This window comes from Ochrobactrum sp. Q0168, assembly GCF_016427605.1.
Taxonomy (GTDB): Bacteria; Pseudomonadota; Alphaproteobacteria; order Rhizobiales; family Rhizobiaceae; genus Brucella.
Map to the genome: position 1 here is coordinate 720515 of NZ_JAELXQ010000002.1, position 17144 is coordinate 737658.

Genomic DNA, 17144 nt, shown 5'->3' on the forward strand with positions numbered 1-17144 from the left:
TCAGCTTTTCGGGATGATCCCGCGACGGCGCTTGCGCGCAGTCTCGATATCATCGCTCAGGCGCTTGATGGTTTCCTTGTCGATGATGCGGATATTGCGCGCCAGAAGATTGGCAAGTTCGGTTGCCTGCGGCGACAGGCCGGACGTATCGATCACCACGCGAGGATGCGAAACAGCCGCGAGGCTTTGCAGCTCTTCCGCTTCATCCCAGATGATATTGAAAAAAGTGATGATGCGCTGCAGCAGATCCCAGGTCGGCTGACCGCGCCGTCCATGTTCCAGCGCCGAGAGATAGGCCGGTGAAACGCGCAGCGCCGCCGCCATCTCCTTCTGCGTCACGCCGCGCTCTTCGCGCAATTCCCGCAATCGCTTTCCAAACGGGGTCATCGCTGCGGCCTGCCTCCGCTTAAGCCCAAACCAGGCAGGTTCTGCTGGGTCTGGCGGCGCAGCCGGACATAAAGCGCGCCGTGACCGCCATGATGGCGGGCGGCGTCCTCATAGGCGCTGACCAGAAGCCGGAACAGCGGCGTGGAAAACCAGTGCGGCACCGCCTGACGCAAAATGCCTTCGCTGCCGAAAGAACGCCCTTTGCCGGTGATCACCATCACATGGCGCAAACCGCGTGCATGGGCGCTGACCAGAAAGCTATAGAGAAGCCCATGCGCCTCATTCTGGGTGAGGCCGTGAAGATCGATCCGCGCCTCGATATCAACCCGGCCTTTGGCGATCTTGCGATGGGTCGGCTTGTCCAGCGACTGGATTTGCATTTCATTGAGCGACGACAGGCCTTTTTTCGGCTTGTTTCCTTCATCGGCGGAAGCCTGTGGCACTTTCAGCACTGGCCGCTTTTCTTCTTCCGCCATCAAGGTCTTGAAATCGGGCAGCTCTTCCGCAACCGGTTTCTGCCGCGAGAGCGGTTTTGCGGTCTTCGCAACCGTATCCCAGAGAATGCGGTCTTCGGGCCGCAGATAATCCTTGCCGGATTTTTCGGTGTCGCGCGCCATGATCACGCTCCCACCAGATGACGCGGCACGAGCGCGTAGAAATCGGCGGCACTCTTGATGCCGCCCGCAATTTCGCCCGCCGCATCACCGGACCCGGCGAACAGATCGCCGCGTGCCGGGCCGACAATGGCCGTGCCGGTATCTTGCGCAACCATCAGCCGGGCAAAAGGCGCGCCATCGAAAACGGTGACGGTTGGCGCATCGACATAAAACGGCGTGCCGAAAGTATGCAGCAGCCGGTCCACGGCCAGTGACCGACCCGCCGTCAGCGGAACCTTGGCAGCGGCAATCGGACCGGCATCCACATCCTCCACAGGCGCTTCGCGAAAGAAGATATAGGAGCGGTTCTGCCAGATCAGCGCATCCGCCTTGTCAGGATGATCCTTCAGCCAGTGGCGGATTGTGTGCATGGAAATATCGGCTGCCGGAATTTCGCCATTGGCAACGAGAATGCGTCCAATCCCTGTGAAGGGATGGCCGGCCTTGGCGGCATAGGTGATGCGCATCATGTTGCCATCGTCGAGTTTCAGTCGCGCCGCGCCCTGCACATGGGCGAAAAACGCATCCACCCTGTCGGCAACATAGGCAATCTCCAGACCGCGACCGGCGAGGCTGCCCTGTTCGATCTGGCGGCGGTCGTCATATTCGACAAGCCCGTCTTCGGTCTGGCGCGCAAAGGCATAGGTCGGATCGAAACCGGCGGGCCGGTTCTCATCCGTCACCTTGACGAGATCGTCCGGTTTTCTCAAAAACGACACCGTAAAGCGTTCATCCGCGACACGGGACGCTTCGATTTCCGGCTCGTAAAAACCGGTGACGAACCCCTGTTCCTTTTCCGGAACAATCCGGCACGGCACGAAATGCTGTTCGAAAAAGGCGCGGGCCGTAACCCTATCGGGATTGTCCAGATGCCGCGCAGCGGCGAAGGCCGGTTGCAGCGCCTCAAAGCTGATGCCGAGACTGCCGCTATGATAGGTGTTTTGCGCGGCATAGTCGGCGGAACGGCGGAAAGCAGCAAATGCGGGAGCCTGATCGTCCCGGTCCCAACCAGGGCAATCGGAAAAACCCACCGGGCGGAAAATCCTCGCCAAGTCGCTCACAGCCGCATCCGTCTAGAGCATTTCCAGCAAAAGTGTGAAACGGTTTTGCGAAGGAAATGCGGTGAAAACAAATTGATAGAGCCGTTCCGACGTTTCCGCTTTCAAAAGGATCAGCTCTATCAAGTACAAACAAAAAGGCCGCTGAAATCAGCGGCCCGATTCATAAGCCTTCTCTTAATCTTCCGCTTCGGTCGCGACAAGCTTCCAGTTCGGGTCACGCGAACGTGTATCGCGGGCGAAGGTCCACAGGTCCTTGATCTCGACCACATTTTCCAGATCGCCGTCGATCAACGTGCCTTCCTTGTCGAGCGTCGCCGAAATCATCTGGCTCACAATGTTCAGCGTCACATGCGCTTCCGAGCCCTTCATTTCAGCAGCCGCGATCTCCGCCTTTTCGATACCCACGAAGGAAGAGCGCACGCTTTCGCCGCGCTGCTCGCGTTCCTCGATGGCCGAAACAAAGCCTTCATAGACATCCTTCGACAGAAGATTCTTCAAAACCTTGCGATCACCATCGGCAAAGGACATCACAATCATTTCATAAGCGATCTTCACACCGTCGACGAAACGGGCGGGCTCGAAGCTCGGATCGGCGGCATAAATCGCCCGCAGGCCGTCATTGATCGGCGTGCCTGCCGCCGCGATCTTGTCGATAGCCGTGAAGTCTTTCTCACCGGCACGCTGCGGCAAAGCCACGACATTATCGGTGTCCGACCCGACAGGCGCGGCGTTGTCGGCGCTTTTGGCCGATGTATAAGGATCGAAGGGCGGCTTTTCATTTCCAGTACGGCGACCAAGAACATTCCTCAGCTGGAGAAAAATGATCACCGCTGCGATGAAAAAGAAGATCGTGCCGAAGTCGAAAAATTCCATGCCGCCTGCCATTGATTGAAGGAGAGGGCGTCAAATCCCTTCCAATCGTGAATTTATGTTCCATACATATAGATCGGCAGGCGCGATCATTCAAATCCCCATCACGCGTACCTATTTGATATTTCATGTTAACAGTTTCATTTTCGTTCCGAACCTGAAAAAGCTACATTTGTCGCTATGGTCGAAACGTCAATCACACAACAAAAGGTCCTGACTCACGTGTCGTCTTCTTTCGCCCCTCTCGTCATGCTGGCAATGCCCTTCATCGAGATCGCCGGTTTTGTGATCGTCGGCAGCCATATCGGCGTCTTCGCGACACTGGGTCTGGTGATCCTGAGCGCCATGCTGGGCTTTTTCCTGCTGCGCGTGCAGGGCATCGGCCTTCTGCAGCGCATCCGCACCGAAACAGCCGCAGGCCGCGTGCCGGATCGCGAAATGGTGCATGGCGCGATGCTGGTTCTCGCCGCAATCATGCTGATCGTGCCGGGCTTCGTCACCAGCACTATCGGTATTCTGCTCTTCATCCCATTCATTCGCGATATCGTCTGGGAAAAATTCGTGCGCGGCCGCATGGTTGTCGCCACCTCGGCACGCTATTCGGATGGCTATGGACGATATAAGCAACCGCAAGAGGATCGTGTCATCGATCTCGACCCGGAAGACTATACGACCAAGCCGAATGACAATTCGCCCTGGAAAGGCGAGCACAAAGATGGCTAACAGCAGCGATAGCTAACGTTGAAAGCCTTTCTTGCCTCATTCCCATTCACATGCTAGCCAAGCATTCCAGCCTTTTGGGGCAACGAGTTTAATTACCGAAAAGAAGGCATACCGATAATGAGCGATAAGGCCGCTGCGGGCGAAGTAAAGAACGGCAATGGCGCGACCGCCGAGCCGTCCCTCAACATTCTGGCGCAATATGTGAAGGATCTGTCCTTTGAAAGCCCGGGCGCGCCGCTGTCGCTGCGTCCGCGTGAAAAGGCGCCTTCGATCAACATCAACGTCAATGTCAACGCCAATCCGCTTTCCGAAACGGATTTCGACGTCGTTCTGACGCTGGAAGCCAAGGCTGTGGACGGCAAAGACGTTCTGTTCAACACGGAACTGGTCTATGGCGGCGTTTTCCGCATTGCTGGCATTCCGCAGGAACACATGCTGCCGCTGCTGTTCATCGAATGCCCGCGCCTGCTGTTCCCGTTCGCGCGCCAGATCATTTCCGACGCGACGCGCAATGGCGGCTACCCGCCGCTGATGATCGATCCGATCGATTTCGCGCAAATGTTCCAGCAGCGTATGGCCGAAGAACAGGCCAAGGCTGCCGTCAAGAGCTAAGCCTGACGGTTTGCAATATAAAAAACCCGGCTGCAGAGCCGGGTTTTTTATTTTCTGTATTCAGCTGAGGTATTTTTTCCAGATTGCCTTGTCACCCATGCGCTCAACCAAACCGGCATGGGCTGCACGCTCGGCTTCGCTGATGCGCGGTGCAAGCGGGGCAGGGCGCGCCGGCAACACGATGGCCGCGCTCCCGTCGGATGCGTTGGTGCTGTTCAACCCGCCATCCATGCCTAGACCCAGCGCCGTCTGTTTGCCGCCGATCAGCTCGATATAGACTTCCGCCAGAATCTGGGAGTCAAGCAAAGCGCCATGCAGCGTGCGGTGCGAATTGTCGATGCCGTAGCGCTTGCACAGCGCATCCAGCGAATTCGGCCCCATCGGATGTTTGCGGCGCGCCAGCGCCAGCGTATCCACAATGCGTTCCGCAGCGATTTCCGGCTTTCCAAGCCGCTCAAGCTCGGCATTCATGAAGCCAAGATCGAACATGGCATTATGCGCGACCAGCTTGGCGCCGTCGAAGAACTCCAGAAACTCGTCCAGAATTTCCGCAAAAGTCGGCTTGTCCAGCAATTGTTCATTGCTGATGCCGTGCACCGCCAAAGCTTCCGGATGCACCTGGCGCCCCTGCGGATTGATGAATTTATGAAACGTGCGGCCTGTGGGAAACTTGTTGATCAGTTCCACGCCGCCAATTTCGATCACGCGATCCTCCAGTCTTTCCAGACCGGTGGTTTCGGTATCGAAAACGATCTCGCGCATGAGTGAACCTCTCAGGGAATTGATCTCGTACTTATAGCACAGCGTACGCCGCTATTCGGTCGCGACAGCAGGCTTTCCACTCAATTTCTGGATGACCGTCGTAATCTGCTGACGCAGATTGTCAAAACTGCCGCTGGTATCGAGCACGAAATCAGCGCGGGCGCGCTTTTCCGCATCCGGCATCTGGCGGGCGAGAATGGCGTCGAGCTTTTCTGCCGTCATGCCGGACCGCGCCAGAACGCGCGCGCGCTGAATGTCGGCGGGAGCCGACACAACCACAATCCTGTCCACGCGTTTTTCGCCGCCGGTTTCAAACAGCAGTGGAATATCGACCAGGGCGATGGCCGAACCTCGCGCTTCCGCCGCGCGCAGAAACGCTTCTTCTTCCTCGCGCACCAGCGGATGGACGATGGCTTCCAGCTTCTTCAGGGCGTCCGGCTTGCCGATTACCGCGGCGGACAGTTTTTCACGGTCCACGGTGCCGTCTGCCACCGTTCCGGGAAAAGCCGCCTCGATCAGCGGCGCGGCGCGGCCTGAATAAAGCCGATGGACTGCGTCGTCGGCGCTGTAAACAGGAACACCCGCCTCGGCGAACATATTGGACGCCGTGGTTTTTCCCATGCCGATGGAGCCTGTCAGTCCGAGAATGATCATAGAGCGCCAGCCTTTGCCATATCCGCCAGAATATGCTCGCGAAGCGCCGCCGTCACCTCAGGCTTTTGGCCAAACCAACGTTCGAAGCCCGGAACCGCCTGATGCAGCAACATGCCAAGCCCGTCTACGGTCCTGAGTCCCACTTCTTCCGCACTCTTCAAGAAAGGCGTTTTGAGCGGCACATAGACAATATCCGTTGCGATAGCGCCTTTCGAAGCGACGCTCAGATCGAGCGGAAACCCGACCTCTTCACCATGCCCGCTCATGCCGAGCGAGGTGGTGTTGACGATCAGCCCGGCATCGGCAACGCGCTCCTGCGCGCCGTCCCAGCCCGAGGCCGAAACGGCAGATCCGAAATGCGCGGCCAGCTCTTCCGCCCGGCTGACTGTGCGATTGACAACGGAGACCTTTGAAAAGCCGCGCGATAAGAGCGCGTGAATGACGGCGCGGCTTGCGCCGCCGGCGCCCAGAACGAGCGCCGTGTCGGCATTGTCCCAGCCCCGCGCATAAGCGTCGAGATTGGCGGCGAAACCATAGGCGTCCGTATTGCCGCCGCGCAGCCTGCCGCCCTCAAACCACAGCGTATTGACCGCGCCGATTGCCGTCGCGGCATCGTCAAGGCTTTCCGCCGCCGCAAAAGCCGCTTCCTTATGCGGGATCGTCACATTGCCGCCCGCAAAGCCATTTGCGGCAAGCGAAGCGGCGAAAGCGGCAAAATCTTCGGGTTTCACTTCAATCGGCTCATATGAGCCGTCAATTCCAAGCGCGTTCAGCCAAAATCTATGGATCAGCGGTGACCGCGAATGTTTGATGGGAAATCCGGTGACGAAAGCCTTCGGTCCCGTCGGAGATGTCGTGTCAGCCATCAATAAGGTGTTCCTTGCGCAATTCGGCAAGCAGCGGCAGCAGCGGCAGGCCGACAATCGTGAAATAATCGCCTTCGATCTTTTCGAAAAGCTGGATGCCCGGGCCTTCCACCTGATAAGCGCCGACGCTGGACAGCGCGCTGTCGCCCACCCGGCCGAGATAGCGACCGACAAAAGCCGGGCTCAACGCCCGCATGGTCATGCGCGCGACCGAAACATGGCGCCATAGCGTCTCGCCGTTTTTTACCAGAACCACCGCGCTGTTGAGCTGGTGCGTTTTGCCCGAAAATTGCAGAAGCTGGCGACCTGCCGCTTCCATATTGGCGGGCTTGTGGAAAATCTCGTCGCCAAGCGACAGGGTCTGGTCGCAGCCGATCACCACCGCGCCCGCATTTTTCTCGGCAACATCGAGCGCCTTGGCTTCGGCCAGAACCTGGGCCACCTCTTCCGGCGTTGCGCCTGTTTCATAAAGCGGCGCTTCGACGGCGCGCTCGTCGATATCGGCGCTTTCGCTGGAAAACTCGATCCCGGCATTTTTCAACAGAGCGGAGCGGAAGGGGCTCTTGGAAGCAAGAATGAGCCTGGTTGTCATGACTGAAATCCTTCGTTCTTTCCAGATCGCAAAAGTGCCAATATAGCGGCTGCCGTTTCCTCGATGGAACGGCGCGACACATCGATAATCGGCCAGCCGTGCCGGTTGCAGATGTTACGCGCATAGGCCAATTCTTCCGAAATTGACACCCGATCCGTGTAAAGTCCTGTATCGAGCGACGGCACACTGCCAAGCGGACGGTTCTGACGAATTTGCGAGATCCGCTCCGCAGTCGCCACCAGCCCGACGATCAGCGGTCGTTTGGCGGTGAACAGGACTTCCGGCACCGGAATGCCCAATACGATTGGAACATTGGTCGCCTTCACCCCGCGATTGGCCAGATAAATGCTGGTTGGCGTCTTGGACGTGCGCGAAATGCCCACCAGAATGACGTCCGCCTCCTCGATATCGAGCGGCAATTGTCCGTCATCATGCTCCATCGTGAAATTGAGCGCGTCGATCCGGCGGAAATAATCGGCATTGAGCACATGCTGCGCGCTGGCGCGGCGATGCGCCGGCGCGCCGAGATAAGATTGAAACGTGGTCAGCACCGGTTCCAGCACGGACACGCTTGGAATGCCCATTTCCGCGCAGGACTCATCGATGATCGCGGCCAGTTTCTGATCGACAATCGTATAGAGCACGATGCCAGGTTCCGCGTCGATGCCCTCCAGAACCTTGCGCAGCTGCTTCTCGGTGCGGATCAGCGGATAGATATGCTCGATGGCCCGCGCATTGGCATATTGCGCCGCCGCAGCGCGTCCGGCTGCGAGGAGAGTCTCTCCGGTCGCATCAGAAATCAGATGGAGATGAAAGTAGGAAAGCGTTCTGGTCACAGTTTTGTTGCCCTCCTGTTGACTTCTGTGCGTAAGACTGCGGCTTCGTCCACAAGCCATGGCAGGCCGGGGAAAAATTGGCAAGTCATCCACAGCGGGCCAACATGTGCGAAGCGGCCATCAACATGTGTGGACAAGACTCGCAATTTCGGAAAACCTCTCAACAATTCCCAGCTTTTCCACAAAAGCTCATGAACTGCGTCAATTGGTAACCCTTTATATTAAAAGAGGGAATTGAGTTTTTTCTGTTTTCCGTCAGACTGGCGGCGAAAAATTGCACAGGGCAAGTTGGCAATTTCGGAACTGTGGGGAAAACCGGGACAGACCTTAATCCCCGATTCCAACAGACTCTAAGAATCAAAAGATTCCTGAATCATCCTTTCTTTATGAGAACCGGACTGGATAACTTCAGACCAAAACCGGATCAGGCAACCAACAGGGCGGATAAAAATCACATGAAGCGCAAAGTCTTGAGAGTGATCGACGGTGAAGCGGTCTTTCCGCCTCCCATCTGGATGATGCGTCAGGCCGGTCGCTACCTTCCCGAATATCGCGAAACGCGAAAGAAGGCAGGAAGCTTTCTCGATCTGTGTTATTCGCCCGATCTGGCCGTCGAAGTGACGCTTCAGCCAATCCGCCGCTTTGGCTTTGATGCGGCCATTCTGTTTTCCGACATTCTGGTCATCCCTCACGCCCTTGGACGCGACCTTCGCTTTGAAGAAGGCAAGGGGCCTTTGATGACCCCGATCGACGCTGACGAGATTTTCTGGCTTGAGACCGAAGGTGTCGCCAAACGACTGGAGCCGGTCTATGAGACGGTTCGGCTGCTGCGCGAGCAACTGCCCGACGAAACCACGCTGCTCGGCTTCTGCGGCGCGCCCTGGACCGTTGCGACCTATATGATTGCCGGTCACGGCACGCCGGATCAGGCACCCGCCCGTCTTTTCGCCTATCGTTTCCCGGAAGCCTTCGAAAAGCTTTTGAATGATCTGGCGGATGTGTCAGCAGAATATCTTATCGAACAGCTGGATGCAGGCGCGGACGCCGTACAGATTTTCGATTCCTGGTCGGGCGTTCTGGATGAAGATTGCTTTGAGCGGTTCTGTATCCAGCCTGTGGCGCGGATCGTTCAAAAAGTTCGCGCCGTCTATCCCGAAGCGCGCATCATCGGTTTTCCGAAAGGGGCGGGGATGCTTTATGCGGGCTACCGCGAAAAGACGGGCGTTGATGTGCTGGGTCTCGACTGGTCGGTTCCGCTTTCTTTCGCCGCCGCCTTGCAGGAAGATGGCGCCATTCAGGGCAATCTCGATCCGTTGCGCGTTGTTGCGGGCGGTTCGGCCCTTGATGAGGGTGTGGATGCAATCCTCGAACGGCTGGGAAAAGGCCCGCTGATCTTCAATCTCGGACATGGTATTACGCCGCAAGCGCCGGTTGAGAATGTTCAGCGCATGATCGATCGCATTCGTGGAGAAAAAGCATGAGCCAGCCGACCTCGAAGAGCAGCAACAAGGCTGCCTATATCCGCATGATGGCCGCGCTTGTGATCGTGGTGCTTGGCGTGTGGGCATTGTTTCACGTGAATCCAACCGATGCCTATCTCTGGGTAAAAGCGGTTCACGTCATCGCCGTCATCGCCTGGATGGCCGGAATGCTCTATCTACCACGGCTTTTCGTCTACCACACGGCGACAAAGCCCGGCTCCGAAGCGTCCGAGACCTTCAAGGTGATGGAAAAGCGACTGCTGCACTTCATCATCAATCCCGCCATGGCGGTGACCTGGATTGCCGGTCTGTGGATGGCGTGGGAGATTTTCCGCTTCCAGGGCGGATGGCTTCACGCCAAGCTGCTGCTGGTCGTGCTGATGTCCGGCATGCACGGCTATCTCTCGAAAGCGACACGGCTTTTCGCGGAAGACAAGAACACGAAACCGGCAAAGCATTGGCGAATCGTTAACGAAGTGCCCACCATATTGATGATCCTCATCGTCATTCTGGTGATCGTGAAGCCCTTTTAATTGCAGTTTTAAATGAAAAAGAAACCCGTTTGGTCGGGTTTCTGCCATTTTCTCGTTGCAGAATTTTCAAGCAGCCACTACATGTGACTTGCTCTTCATATCGCAAATCGGTATGAAGAAAGCCTCTTCCCTTCCTGATCGCAGGCCTTCGATGCCGGTCCAGTTATCCAGCTGACCAACTTTCCGAACAACTGCATTTTCTCCTTATATTTCAAAAGAGTTCCTCATCCATGCAGGAAATGAAACTACAAGAACTAAAAAATAAAACACCGGTTGAGCTGCTTGCTTTTGCCGAAACCCTTGAAGTCGAAAATGCGAGCGCGATGCGCAAGCAGGAACTGATGTTCGCGATTCTCAAGAAGCTGGCGTCGCAGGATGTCGAGATCATCGGTGAGGGCGTTGTCGAAGTGCTGCAGGACGGTTTTGGCTTCCTGCGTTCAGCCGACGCCAATTATCTGCCGGGCCCCGACGATATTTATATTTCTCCTTCGCAGCTGCGCCGCTTCTCATTGAAGACCGGCGATACGGTTGAAGGCCCGATCCGCGGCCCCAAAGAAGGCGAGCGCTATTTTGCGCTTCTCAAGGTCAATTCGATCAATTTCGAAGACCCGGAAAAGATTCGCCACAAGGTCCACTTCGACAATCTGACGCCGCTCTATCCCAATGAGCGTTTCAAGATGGAACTGGAAGTTCCGACCTCCAAGGATCTGTCGCCACGCGTCATTGATCTCGTCGCGCCGCTCGGCAAGGGCCAGCGCGGCCTGATCGTCGCTCCGCCGCGGACCGGTAAGACCGTTCTCTTGCAGAATATCGCGCATTCGATCACCGCCAATCATCCGGAATGCTATCTGATCGTTCTTCTGATCGATGAACGTCCGGAAGAAGTGACCGACATGCAGCGTTCGGTGAAGGGCGAAGTCATTTCGTCAACCTTCGACGAACCGGCAGCCCGTCACGTTCAGGTTGCCGAAATGGTCATTGAAAAGGCCAAGCGCCTCGTTGAACACGGACGCGATGTCGTGATCCTGCTCGACTCGATTACCCGTCTTGGCCGCGCCTACAACACTGTCGTTCCGTCGTCGGGCAAGGTCCTGACCGGTGGTGTGGACGCCAATGCGCTTCAGCGCCCGAAGCGCTTCTTCGGTGCTGCACGTAACATCGAAGAAGGCGGTTCGCTGACCATCATCGCGACCGCTCTGATCGATACCGGCAGCCGTATGGACGAAGTGATCTTTGAAGAGTTCAAAGGCACGGGTAACTCCGAAATCGTGCTCGACCGTAAGGTTGCCGACAAGCGCATCTTCCCGGCGATGGACATTCTCAAGTCCGGCACCCGTAAGGAAGATCTGCTCGTCCCACGCGCCGATCTGCAGAAGATTTTTGTTCTGCGTCGTATCCTCGCGCCGATGGGCACGACCGATGCGATCGAGTTCCTCATCGACAAGCTCAAGCAAACCAAGAGCAATGGCGAGTTCTTCGATTCGATGAACACGTAATCGCTTCAAGCGTTCTGACGAAAAAAAGCCACGCTGGGAAACCGGCGTGGCTTTTTTCTGTCACGCTCCGCCCGTCAGAAGAATGCGCAATGCTTCGCCGCTTTCCACCGGTGGCAGGCAGACATGGCCTTTGCAGAACCAGGCGGAGGGTTTTTCAGCCTGGGCCGTGCCGCCTGTCGGGAGGTTGATCACTGCATCTGCTGTGAAACGGACCACCTTATCGAGACGCCGTGGGTCAGGGTATCGATTCGCTGTCGAAACAAGCTCGTCATGAGGAGAGTGCGCGGCGATGACGAGCGATAGCGGTTCTGCCGCGATACGGGCTGCGTTCAATATGCCGATCTGACCATATTGCTGCGCCAGTGCCCGACCGAGCGCCTGTTCGATCAAAGTCTCATTGCTCTGATAAAGCGCCATGTCGCCGGTTGCGAGGAAAAGCCGCGTCAGTGCTTCGATGATCTGGCTTGTCGCGCTGGAGATCGCCTCATCGTAATCGCCATAGGCATGTAGAATGACATCGTCAGCATTAAGCGCTGACAGACGATAGTTACCGGACGCATCCCGGTGATGGGCATCGAGCGCCTGCTTCAGCTTCTCCGCATCATCCACATAAGCGCGGTCAGCACTTGCTTCATAGAGCGCCAGAGCGGCATTAATCATGCCCGCATAGTCTGTCGAAAGGGCAGGGTAGACCAGCTGATCCTCCATGCGACAATGCGCCATTTGCCCGGCTCTGAATGGCATCATGATCGCCTGATAGGCTTCGACCGCCAGCGTCACCCATTCCGGTTTGGAAAAACTCCGCCCCGCCTCTGCCAATGCCCGGATTGCCAGTGCGTTCCAGTCGGTGAGCGCCTTGTCATCCCGCCCGGGGCGAATGCGTGTTTCACGCTGTGCGAAAAGCTTCGTCCTGGCCTCCTGTATCGATGGCGGCACGGACCCTCCGCCATCGACGTCATGCAGGCGGTTCAGAATAGTATGGCCTTCAAAGTTACCACTTGAGGTAACGCCATAGAAGGCTTTGAAAGCCGGGCTGTCTTCACCGAGCACGCTGTCGATCTCTGCTTCACTCCAGACGTAGAATTTTCCTTCTTCGCCGTCGCTGTCGGCATCCAGACTCGATGTGAAACTCCCGTCTGGCAGGCGCATTTCCCGAACCAGCCAATCGATGGTTTCTTCGATTCGGTTACGGAATAAATCATCCTTCGTTTCCGCATAGGCATAACTGGCGTGTCGGATTAGCTGGGCGTTGTCATAGAGCATTTTCTCAAAATGCGGCACGAGCCAGTCGGCATCGGTGCTGTAGCGGCAAAGCCCGCCCCCAAGGTGATCATAGATACCGCCTTGCAGCATGATTTTCAGCGAGTGGATAAACTTTTCCCTGCCATCGCTGTCGCGATTATAAAGCCAGGAAAGCCACAGAGCGTCCATGAAGGGCGCGTTGGGAAATTTCGGCGCGCCATCGATCCCCCCCCGCACTGGATCGAACATTGCACCGATCCGCGCAGCTACCGCGTCAAAACGGGAAACCTCGTTCTGGCTACCTACGCTCTGTGCTGCGAGCCTGCCTTCCAGATGATTGAAGACCGCTTCGGCATTATGGTTAATTTTTTCTTTATTTCCTTGCCAGAGACCATTCACCGCGTTCAATACGTCGACAAAGCCCGGCATGTTGTGGCGTGCGTGGCGCGGAAAATAAGTGCCGCCCCAGAAGGGCTTGCCATCCGGGCGCAGAAACATGGTCAAGGGCCATCCGCCTTGCTGTCCCATGGCGCCAAGCGCTGCCATATAGATCTGATCGATATCCGGTCGCTCTTCGCGGTCCACCTTCACATTGACGAACAGGTCGTTCATCACCGCCGCAACATCGGCATCTTCAAAAGACTCGTGGGCCATGACATGACACCAGTGACAGGCGGCATAGCCAATTGAAAGCAGGATAGGGCGGTTTAATTCCCGCGCGGCGTCGAGGGCTTCCTTGCCCCAAGGTTGCCAGTGAACCGGGTTATCCGCATGTTGGCGCAGATAGGCGCTCGGTTCCGCAGACAGCCTGTTTCTGCTGATATCCGTCATGAGGCTTCCCTTTCCGCGTTTGAATGAATATGCACTGAGCGTAATTTCGATCCTCTTGGCAAGATGGATATAGGTCAGGAAATGCCATGAACGACACCGCTCCGCATCAAGATACGATTTTTGCCTTGTCCAGTGGACGGCTCCCGTCTGGCGTCGCTGTCGTGCGGGCGTCCGGCCCGAAAGTTCGATTCATTATCGAAACGATTATCGACACTGGTATCGAACCGCGATATGCAGCCTATAAGACATTCCGTTCCCGAAATGGCGACGCGATCGATCGCGGATTGACGCTCTTCTTTCCCGGACCGCATAGTTTTACCGGCGAGGACTGCGTCGAATTTCATCTTCATGGCGGTATCGCTGTCGTAGAAAAATTGCTGCAGGAACTGGGCGAACTTGACGGTTGCCGCATTGCGGAAGCGGGCGAGTTTACCCGTCGCGCCTTTACCAATGGCAAGATGGACCTGACAATAGCGGAAGGTCTGGCGGATCTGATCGCCGCCGAAACCGAAGGTCAACGTCGTCTCGCCTTGCAAGTGGCATCCGGCGCGCAACGTCAACTCTATACGGAATGGCGGCAACGGCTTGTTCGCGCCCGCGCATTCATTGAGGCAGAGCTCGATTTCGCGGATGAAAGCGACGTTCCAGGTTCCGTTTCCGATCAGGTTTGGCGATCTTTGCAAGCGCTGCATAAGGAAATTGAGCTGCACATTGCCAGCGGCAAGCGTGCTGCCATGCTCCGCGACGGCTTGCATGTGGTGATTGCTGGCGCTCCAAATGCCGGTAAATCGAGCTTGTTAAATTTTCTCGCCGGGCGCGAGGTGGCTATCATTTCCGACGAAGCGGGCACCACGCGTGACCTTCTGGAAGTCAAACTCGACCTCAATGGCATCCCGGTCTACGTCACCGATACAGCGGGGTTACGCGAGACCGAAAGTACCGTTGAAAAGATTGGTATTGAGAGAGCCCGTGAAAGGGTGTCGGAAGCGGATCTTGTTCTGCTGCTGGAAGACATGAGCGATCCGATTGACGTGGTGCTGGATGAGGTAGGCGTCGAGATCTGGCGTATCGGAACCAAGGCTGATCTTGCGGACACCCAGACTGATAGATGGACTTTACAAATCTCCATCGAAGACGGCTCAGGATTGGAAGAGCTTCTGACGAAGCTCCAGTCTTTTGCCGAAGAACGCATTGGTCAGATCAACGATGCCGTTCCAACACGGCAGCGGCATATAAATTTGCTTCGCTCGACACTGAGCGAAATCGAAATCGCTGCCACCCGGGATGACCTACCGCTGGAGCTTCGCGCCGAGAACATGCGCCGAGCCTCACAGTATCTCGGACGCATCACAGGCGATGTGGATGTCGAGGAAATTCTCGACGTGATCTTCTCGCAATTCTGTATCGGTAAGTGATTCACGTGAAACATTAGCCGTCTGGTGACGGAAAAGCGCCAAGAATGTTTCACGTGAAACATCTGTGGAATCTGCCGATGTTGGTTGACTCTATACGACGTTCATGAGTCAGCGCCCTTGAACGCTTATATTTGATCGCCTGTCACGCTTTTATCCTTCCGTTTCAAACGCATTCGTGGCAAAAGCTGTCTCCTAATCAAGGATGCGAGAAATGAGTTCGGCTGAGTCTACAGTCTTCGATGTAATTGTTGTCGGTGGCGGTCATGCAGGCTGCGAAGCCGCATCGGCTGCTGCGCGCTCTGGCGCACACACAGCATTGATCACTCACCGCTTCGATACAATCGGCGTCATGTCCTGCAATCCGGCCATTGGCGGTCTGGGGAAGGGGCATCTCGTCCGCGAGATTGATGCAATGGACGGATTGATGGGTCGCGTTGCCGACAAAGCAGGCATCCAATTCCGTCTCTTGAACCGCCGCAAGGGCCCAGCTGTTCGCGGTCCCCGCACGCAGGCCGATCGTAAACTCTATCGGCTTGCGATGCAGGAGATGATCGCCGCACAAGAAAATCTCACAGTTGTTGAAGGTGGCGCCTTCGATATCAAGACTGACGATGGCAATGTCACCGGCGTGGTATTGTCGGATGGTCGGCTTCTGACATGCGGCGCAGTTGTGTTGACAACTGGGACATTCTTGAACGGCCTTATTCATATCGGCGAGAAGAAGATACCGGCCGGGCGCATGGGTGAGAATCCGGCGCTTGGGCTTTCGGAGACTTTGAAGATACTGGGCTTCGCGTTAGGGCGCCTCAAGACCGGCACGCCGCCGCGCCTCGACGGACGGACTATCGATTGGGCGAGCCTTGAAACTCAGTCTGCCGATGAGAACCCGGTTCCCTTCTCCTTGATGACGGATTGCATTACGACACCGCAGATCGATTGCGGTATCACGCGCACCACGCCCGAAACGCATGCGATCATTCGCGCCAATCTGCATCGCTCGGCCATGTATTCCGGTTCGATTGAAGGTATTGGCCCACGCTATTGCCCCTCTGTTGAAGACAAGATTGTTAAGTTCGGAGATCGTGACGGTCACCAGATATTCCTAGAGCCAGAAGGTCTGGATGACGATACTGTCTATCCGAATGGCATCTCGACCTCTCTACCGGAGGATGTGCAGCTGGAAATCCTGAAGACCATTCCCGGTCTTGAGAAGGCCGTGATGCTGCAGCCGGGCTATGCAATTGAGTATGATTTCATTGATCCGCGCGAGCTGAAGCGTAGTCTGGAAACGCGGCGCGTGAACGGTCTGTTCCTAGCTGGCCAGATCAATGGCACGACGGGTTATGAAGAAGCAGGCGCGCAAGGCTTACTTGCCGGTCTGAATGCTGCGCGGCGGGCAGTGGGCGATGAGCCGATCATCATCCAGCGCACCGAAGCCTATATTGGTGTGATGGTGGATGATCTCACATCGCGGGGTGTTAGCGAACCCTACCGCATGTTCACATCGCGCGCGGAATTCCGGCTTTCTTTGCGTGCGGATAATGCCGATCAGCGGCTGACTCCGCTGGCCGATCGCCTCGGCATATTGAGCGCAGAGCGCAAGAAGCGATTTGATGAACGGCAGGAAGCATTGTCTGCCGCACGGGAATTGACGCAATCACTGTCGATCACGCCAAATCTTGCGAGCCGCTATGACCTGCATCTCAATCGCGATGGGGTTCGTCGTTCAGCTTATGACTTGCTGTCTTATCCGGATATTGATCTGACGCGTTTGAGTCCGATCTGGCCTGAACTGGAATCCATTGATCCAGTCACCCGTGAAACGCTGGAAATCGAAGCGCAATATGCGGTCTATATGGAGCGCCAGCAGACGGATATCGCCGTCATGGAACGTGAGGAACGCCTGTTGATCCCAGCGGGATTGGACATTGATGCTATCTCAGGACTGTCCAACGAGCTGAAACATAAGCTCAAACAGCGCAAACCGGAGACGATTGCCGAGGCGCAACGCGTCGACGGTATGACACCGGCTGCTCTTGCGCTGCTTATTGCACAAATCAAAAAGCATGGCGTGCGCCGACAGGCAGCCACCGAACTCGCCGAAGGGAAGGGCGCGGCGTGAGTGCT

Annotated in this window: 17 protein-coding genes; 7 read left to right on the forward strand and 10 right to left on the reverse strand. The window is 56.5% G+C overall.

Annotated elements, in window-relative coordinates:
* The 4 genes from JAU75_RS07650 to JAU75_RS07665 form a co-directional block, all read right to left on the reverse strand.
* The gene (locus JAU75_RS07650; RefSeq protein WP_199055907.1) at positions 1 to 387 is read right to left on the reverse strand and encodes a helix-turn-helix transcriptional regulator; all 387 of its coding nucleotides are present in this window, start codon (positions 385 to 387) and stop codon (positions 1 to 3) included.
* A complete protein-coding gene (locus JAU75_RS07655; protein ID WP_199055908.1) occupies positions 384 to 1004 on the reverse strand; it encodes a Smr/MutS family protein in 621 nt (206 codons plus the stop codon). Before JAU75_RS07655 ends, JAU75_RS07650 begins: the two co-directional genes overlap by 4 nt.
* Positions 1005 to 1006: 2 nt before the next feature.
* Positions 1007 to 2104: a murein transglycosylase A gene (locus JAU75_RS07660; RefSeq protein ID WP_199055909.1), complete on the reverse strand. Its 1098-nt coding sequence runs from the start codon at positions 2102 to 2104 to the stop codon at positions 1007 to 1009.
* A 174-nt stretch (positions 2105 to 2278) separates the two neighbouring features.
* Positions 2279 to 2977 (reverse strand): Tim44/TimA family putative adaptor protein, encoded by a 699-nt coding sequence (locus tag JAU75_RS07665; protein WP_199055910.1) that lies wholly within the window; start codon positions 2975 to 2977, stop codon positions 2279 to 2281.
* A gap of 219 nt (positions 2978 to 3196) precedes the next feature.
* Here JAU75_RS07665 and JAU75_RS07670 point away from each other — a divergent pair, with 219 nt between their 5' ends.
* Both JAU75_RS07670 and secB read left to right on the forward strand, forming a co-directional pair.
* The gene (locus JAU75_RS07670; RefSeq protein ID WP_199055911.1) at positions 3197 to 3697 is read left to right on the forward strand and encodes an FxsA family protein; all 501 of its coding nucleotides are present in this window, start codon (positions 3197 to 3199) and stop codon (positions 3695 to 3697) included.
* A 117-nt stretch (positions 3698 to 3814) separates the two neighbouring features.
* On the forward strand, positions 3815 to 4309 hold the full coding sequence (gene secB / locus JAU75_RS07675; RefSeq protein ID WP_199055912.1) for a protein-export chaperone SecB: 495 nt from the start codon (positions 3815 to 3817) through the stop codon (positions 4307 to 4309).
* A gap of 60 nt (positions 4310 to 4369) precedes the next feature.
* Here secB and dnaQ read toward each other — a convergent pair whose 3' ends face one another.
* Genes dnaQ through JAU75_RS07700 form a run of 5 tightly spaced genes read right to left on the reverse strand, consistent with a single transcriptional unit; the run spans position 4370 to position 8019 of the window.
* Positions 4370 to 5071 (reverse strand): DNA polymerase III subunit epsilon, encoded by a 702-nt coding sequence (gene dnaQ / locus JAU75_RS07680; protein WP_199055913.1) that lies wholly within the window; start codon positions 5069 to 5071, stop codon positions 4370 to 4372.
* 51 nt (positions 5072 to 5122) lie between these two features.
* Positions 5123 to 5725 (reverse strand): dephospho-CoA kinase, encoded by a 603-nt coding sequence (coaE, locus tag JAU75_RS07685; RefSeq protein ID WP_199055914.1) that lies wholly within the window; start codon positions 5723 to 5725, stop codon positions 5123 to 5125.
* A complete protein-coding gene (locus JAU75_RS07690; protein WP_199055915.1) occupies positions 5722 to 6591 on the reverse strand; it encodes a shikimate dehydrogenase in 870 nt (289 codons plus the stop codon). The genes coaE and JAU75_RS07690 overlap by 4 nt, the downstream gene beginning before the upstream one ends.
* Entirely contained in the window at positions 6584 to 7183 is a 600-nt protein-coding gene (locus tag JAU75_RS07695) for a Maf-like protein (RefSeq protein ID WP_199055916.1), read from the reverse strand. Before JAU75_RS07695 ends, JAU75_RS07690 begins: the two co-directional genes overlap by 8 nt.
* The gene (locus JAU75_RS07700) at positions 7180 to 8019 is read right to left on the reverse strand and encodes a pyruvate, water dikinase regulatory protein (RefSeq protein ID WP_199055917.1); all 840 of its coding nucleotides are present in this window, start codon (positions 8017 to 8019) and stop codon (positions 7180 to 7182) included. The genes JAU75_RS07695 and JAU75_RS07700 overlap by 4 nt, the downstream gene beginning before the upstream one ends.
* Positions 8020 to 8474: 455 nt before the next feature.
* Here JAU75_RS07700 and hemE point away from each other — a divergent pair, with 455 nt between their 5' ends.
* From hemE to rho, 3 genes are all read left to right on the forward strand, one after another.
* Positions 8475 to 9500: a uroporphyrinogen decarboxylase gene (gene hemE, locus JAU75_RS07705; RefSeq protein WP_199055918.1), complete on the forward strand. Its 1026-nt coding sequence runs from the start codon at positions 8475 to 8477 to the stop codon at positions 9498 to 9500.
* A complete protein-coding gene (gene hemJ / locus JAU75_RS07710) occupies positions 9497 to 10033 on the forward strand; it encodes a protoporphyrinogen oxidase HemJ (RefSeq protein WP_199055919.1) in 537 nt (178 codons plus the stop codon). Before hemE ends, hemJ begins: the two co-directional genes overlap by 4 nt.
* A gap of 230 nt (positions 10034 to 10263) precedes the next feature.
* Positions 10264 to 11529 carry a transcription termination factor Rho gene (gene rho / locus JAU75_RS07715; protein ID WP_109370019.1) on the forward strand — a complete coding sequence of 422 codons (1266 nt, stop codon included), beginning with the start codon at positions 10264 to 10266 and terminating at the stop codon, positions 11527 to 11529.
* 60 nt (positions 11530 to 11589) lie between these two features.
* Here rho and JAU75_RS07720 read toward each other — a convergent pair whose 3' ends face one another.
* Positions 11590 to 13602 carry a thioredoxin domain-containing protein gene (locus JAU75_RS07720; protein ID WP_199055920.1) on the reverse strand — a complete coding sequence of 671 codons (2013 nt, stop codon included), beginning with the start codon at positions 13600 to 13602 and terminating at the stop codon, positions 11590 to 11592.
* Positions 13603 to 13688: 86 nt separating this feature from the next.
* On the opposite strand from JAU75_RS07720, the gene mnmE reads away from it, so the two are divergent.
* Entirely contained in the window at positions 13689 to 15017 is a 1329-nt protein-coding gene (mnmE, locus tag JAU75_RS07725; RefSeq protein WP_199055921.1) for a tRNA uridine-5-carboxymethylaminomethyl(34) synthesis GTPase MnmE, read from the forward strand.
* Positions 15018 to 15228: 211 nt separating this feature from the next.
* Positions 15229 to 17139 carry a tRNA uridine-5-carboxymethylaminomethyl(34) synthesis enzyme MnmG gene (gene mnmG / locus JAU75_RS07730; protein WP_199055922.1) on the forward strand — a complete coding sequence of 637 codons (1911 nt, stop codon included), beginning with the start codon at positions 15229 to 15231 and terminating at the stop codon, positions 17137 to 17139.
* Positions 17140 to 17144: the final 5 nt, after the last annotated feature.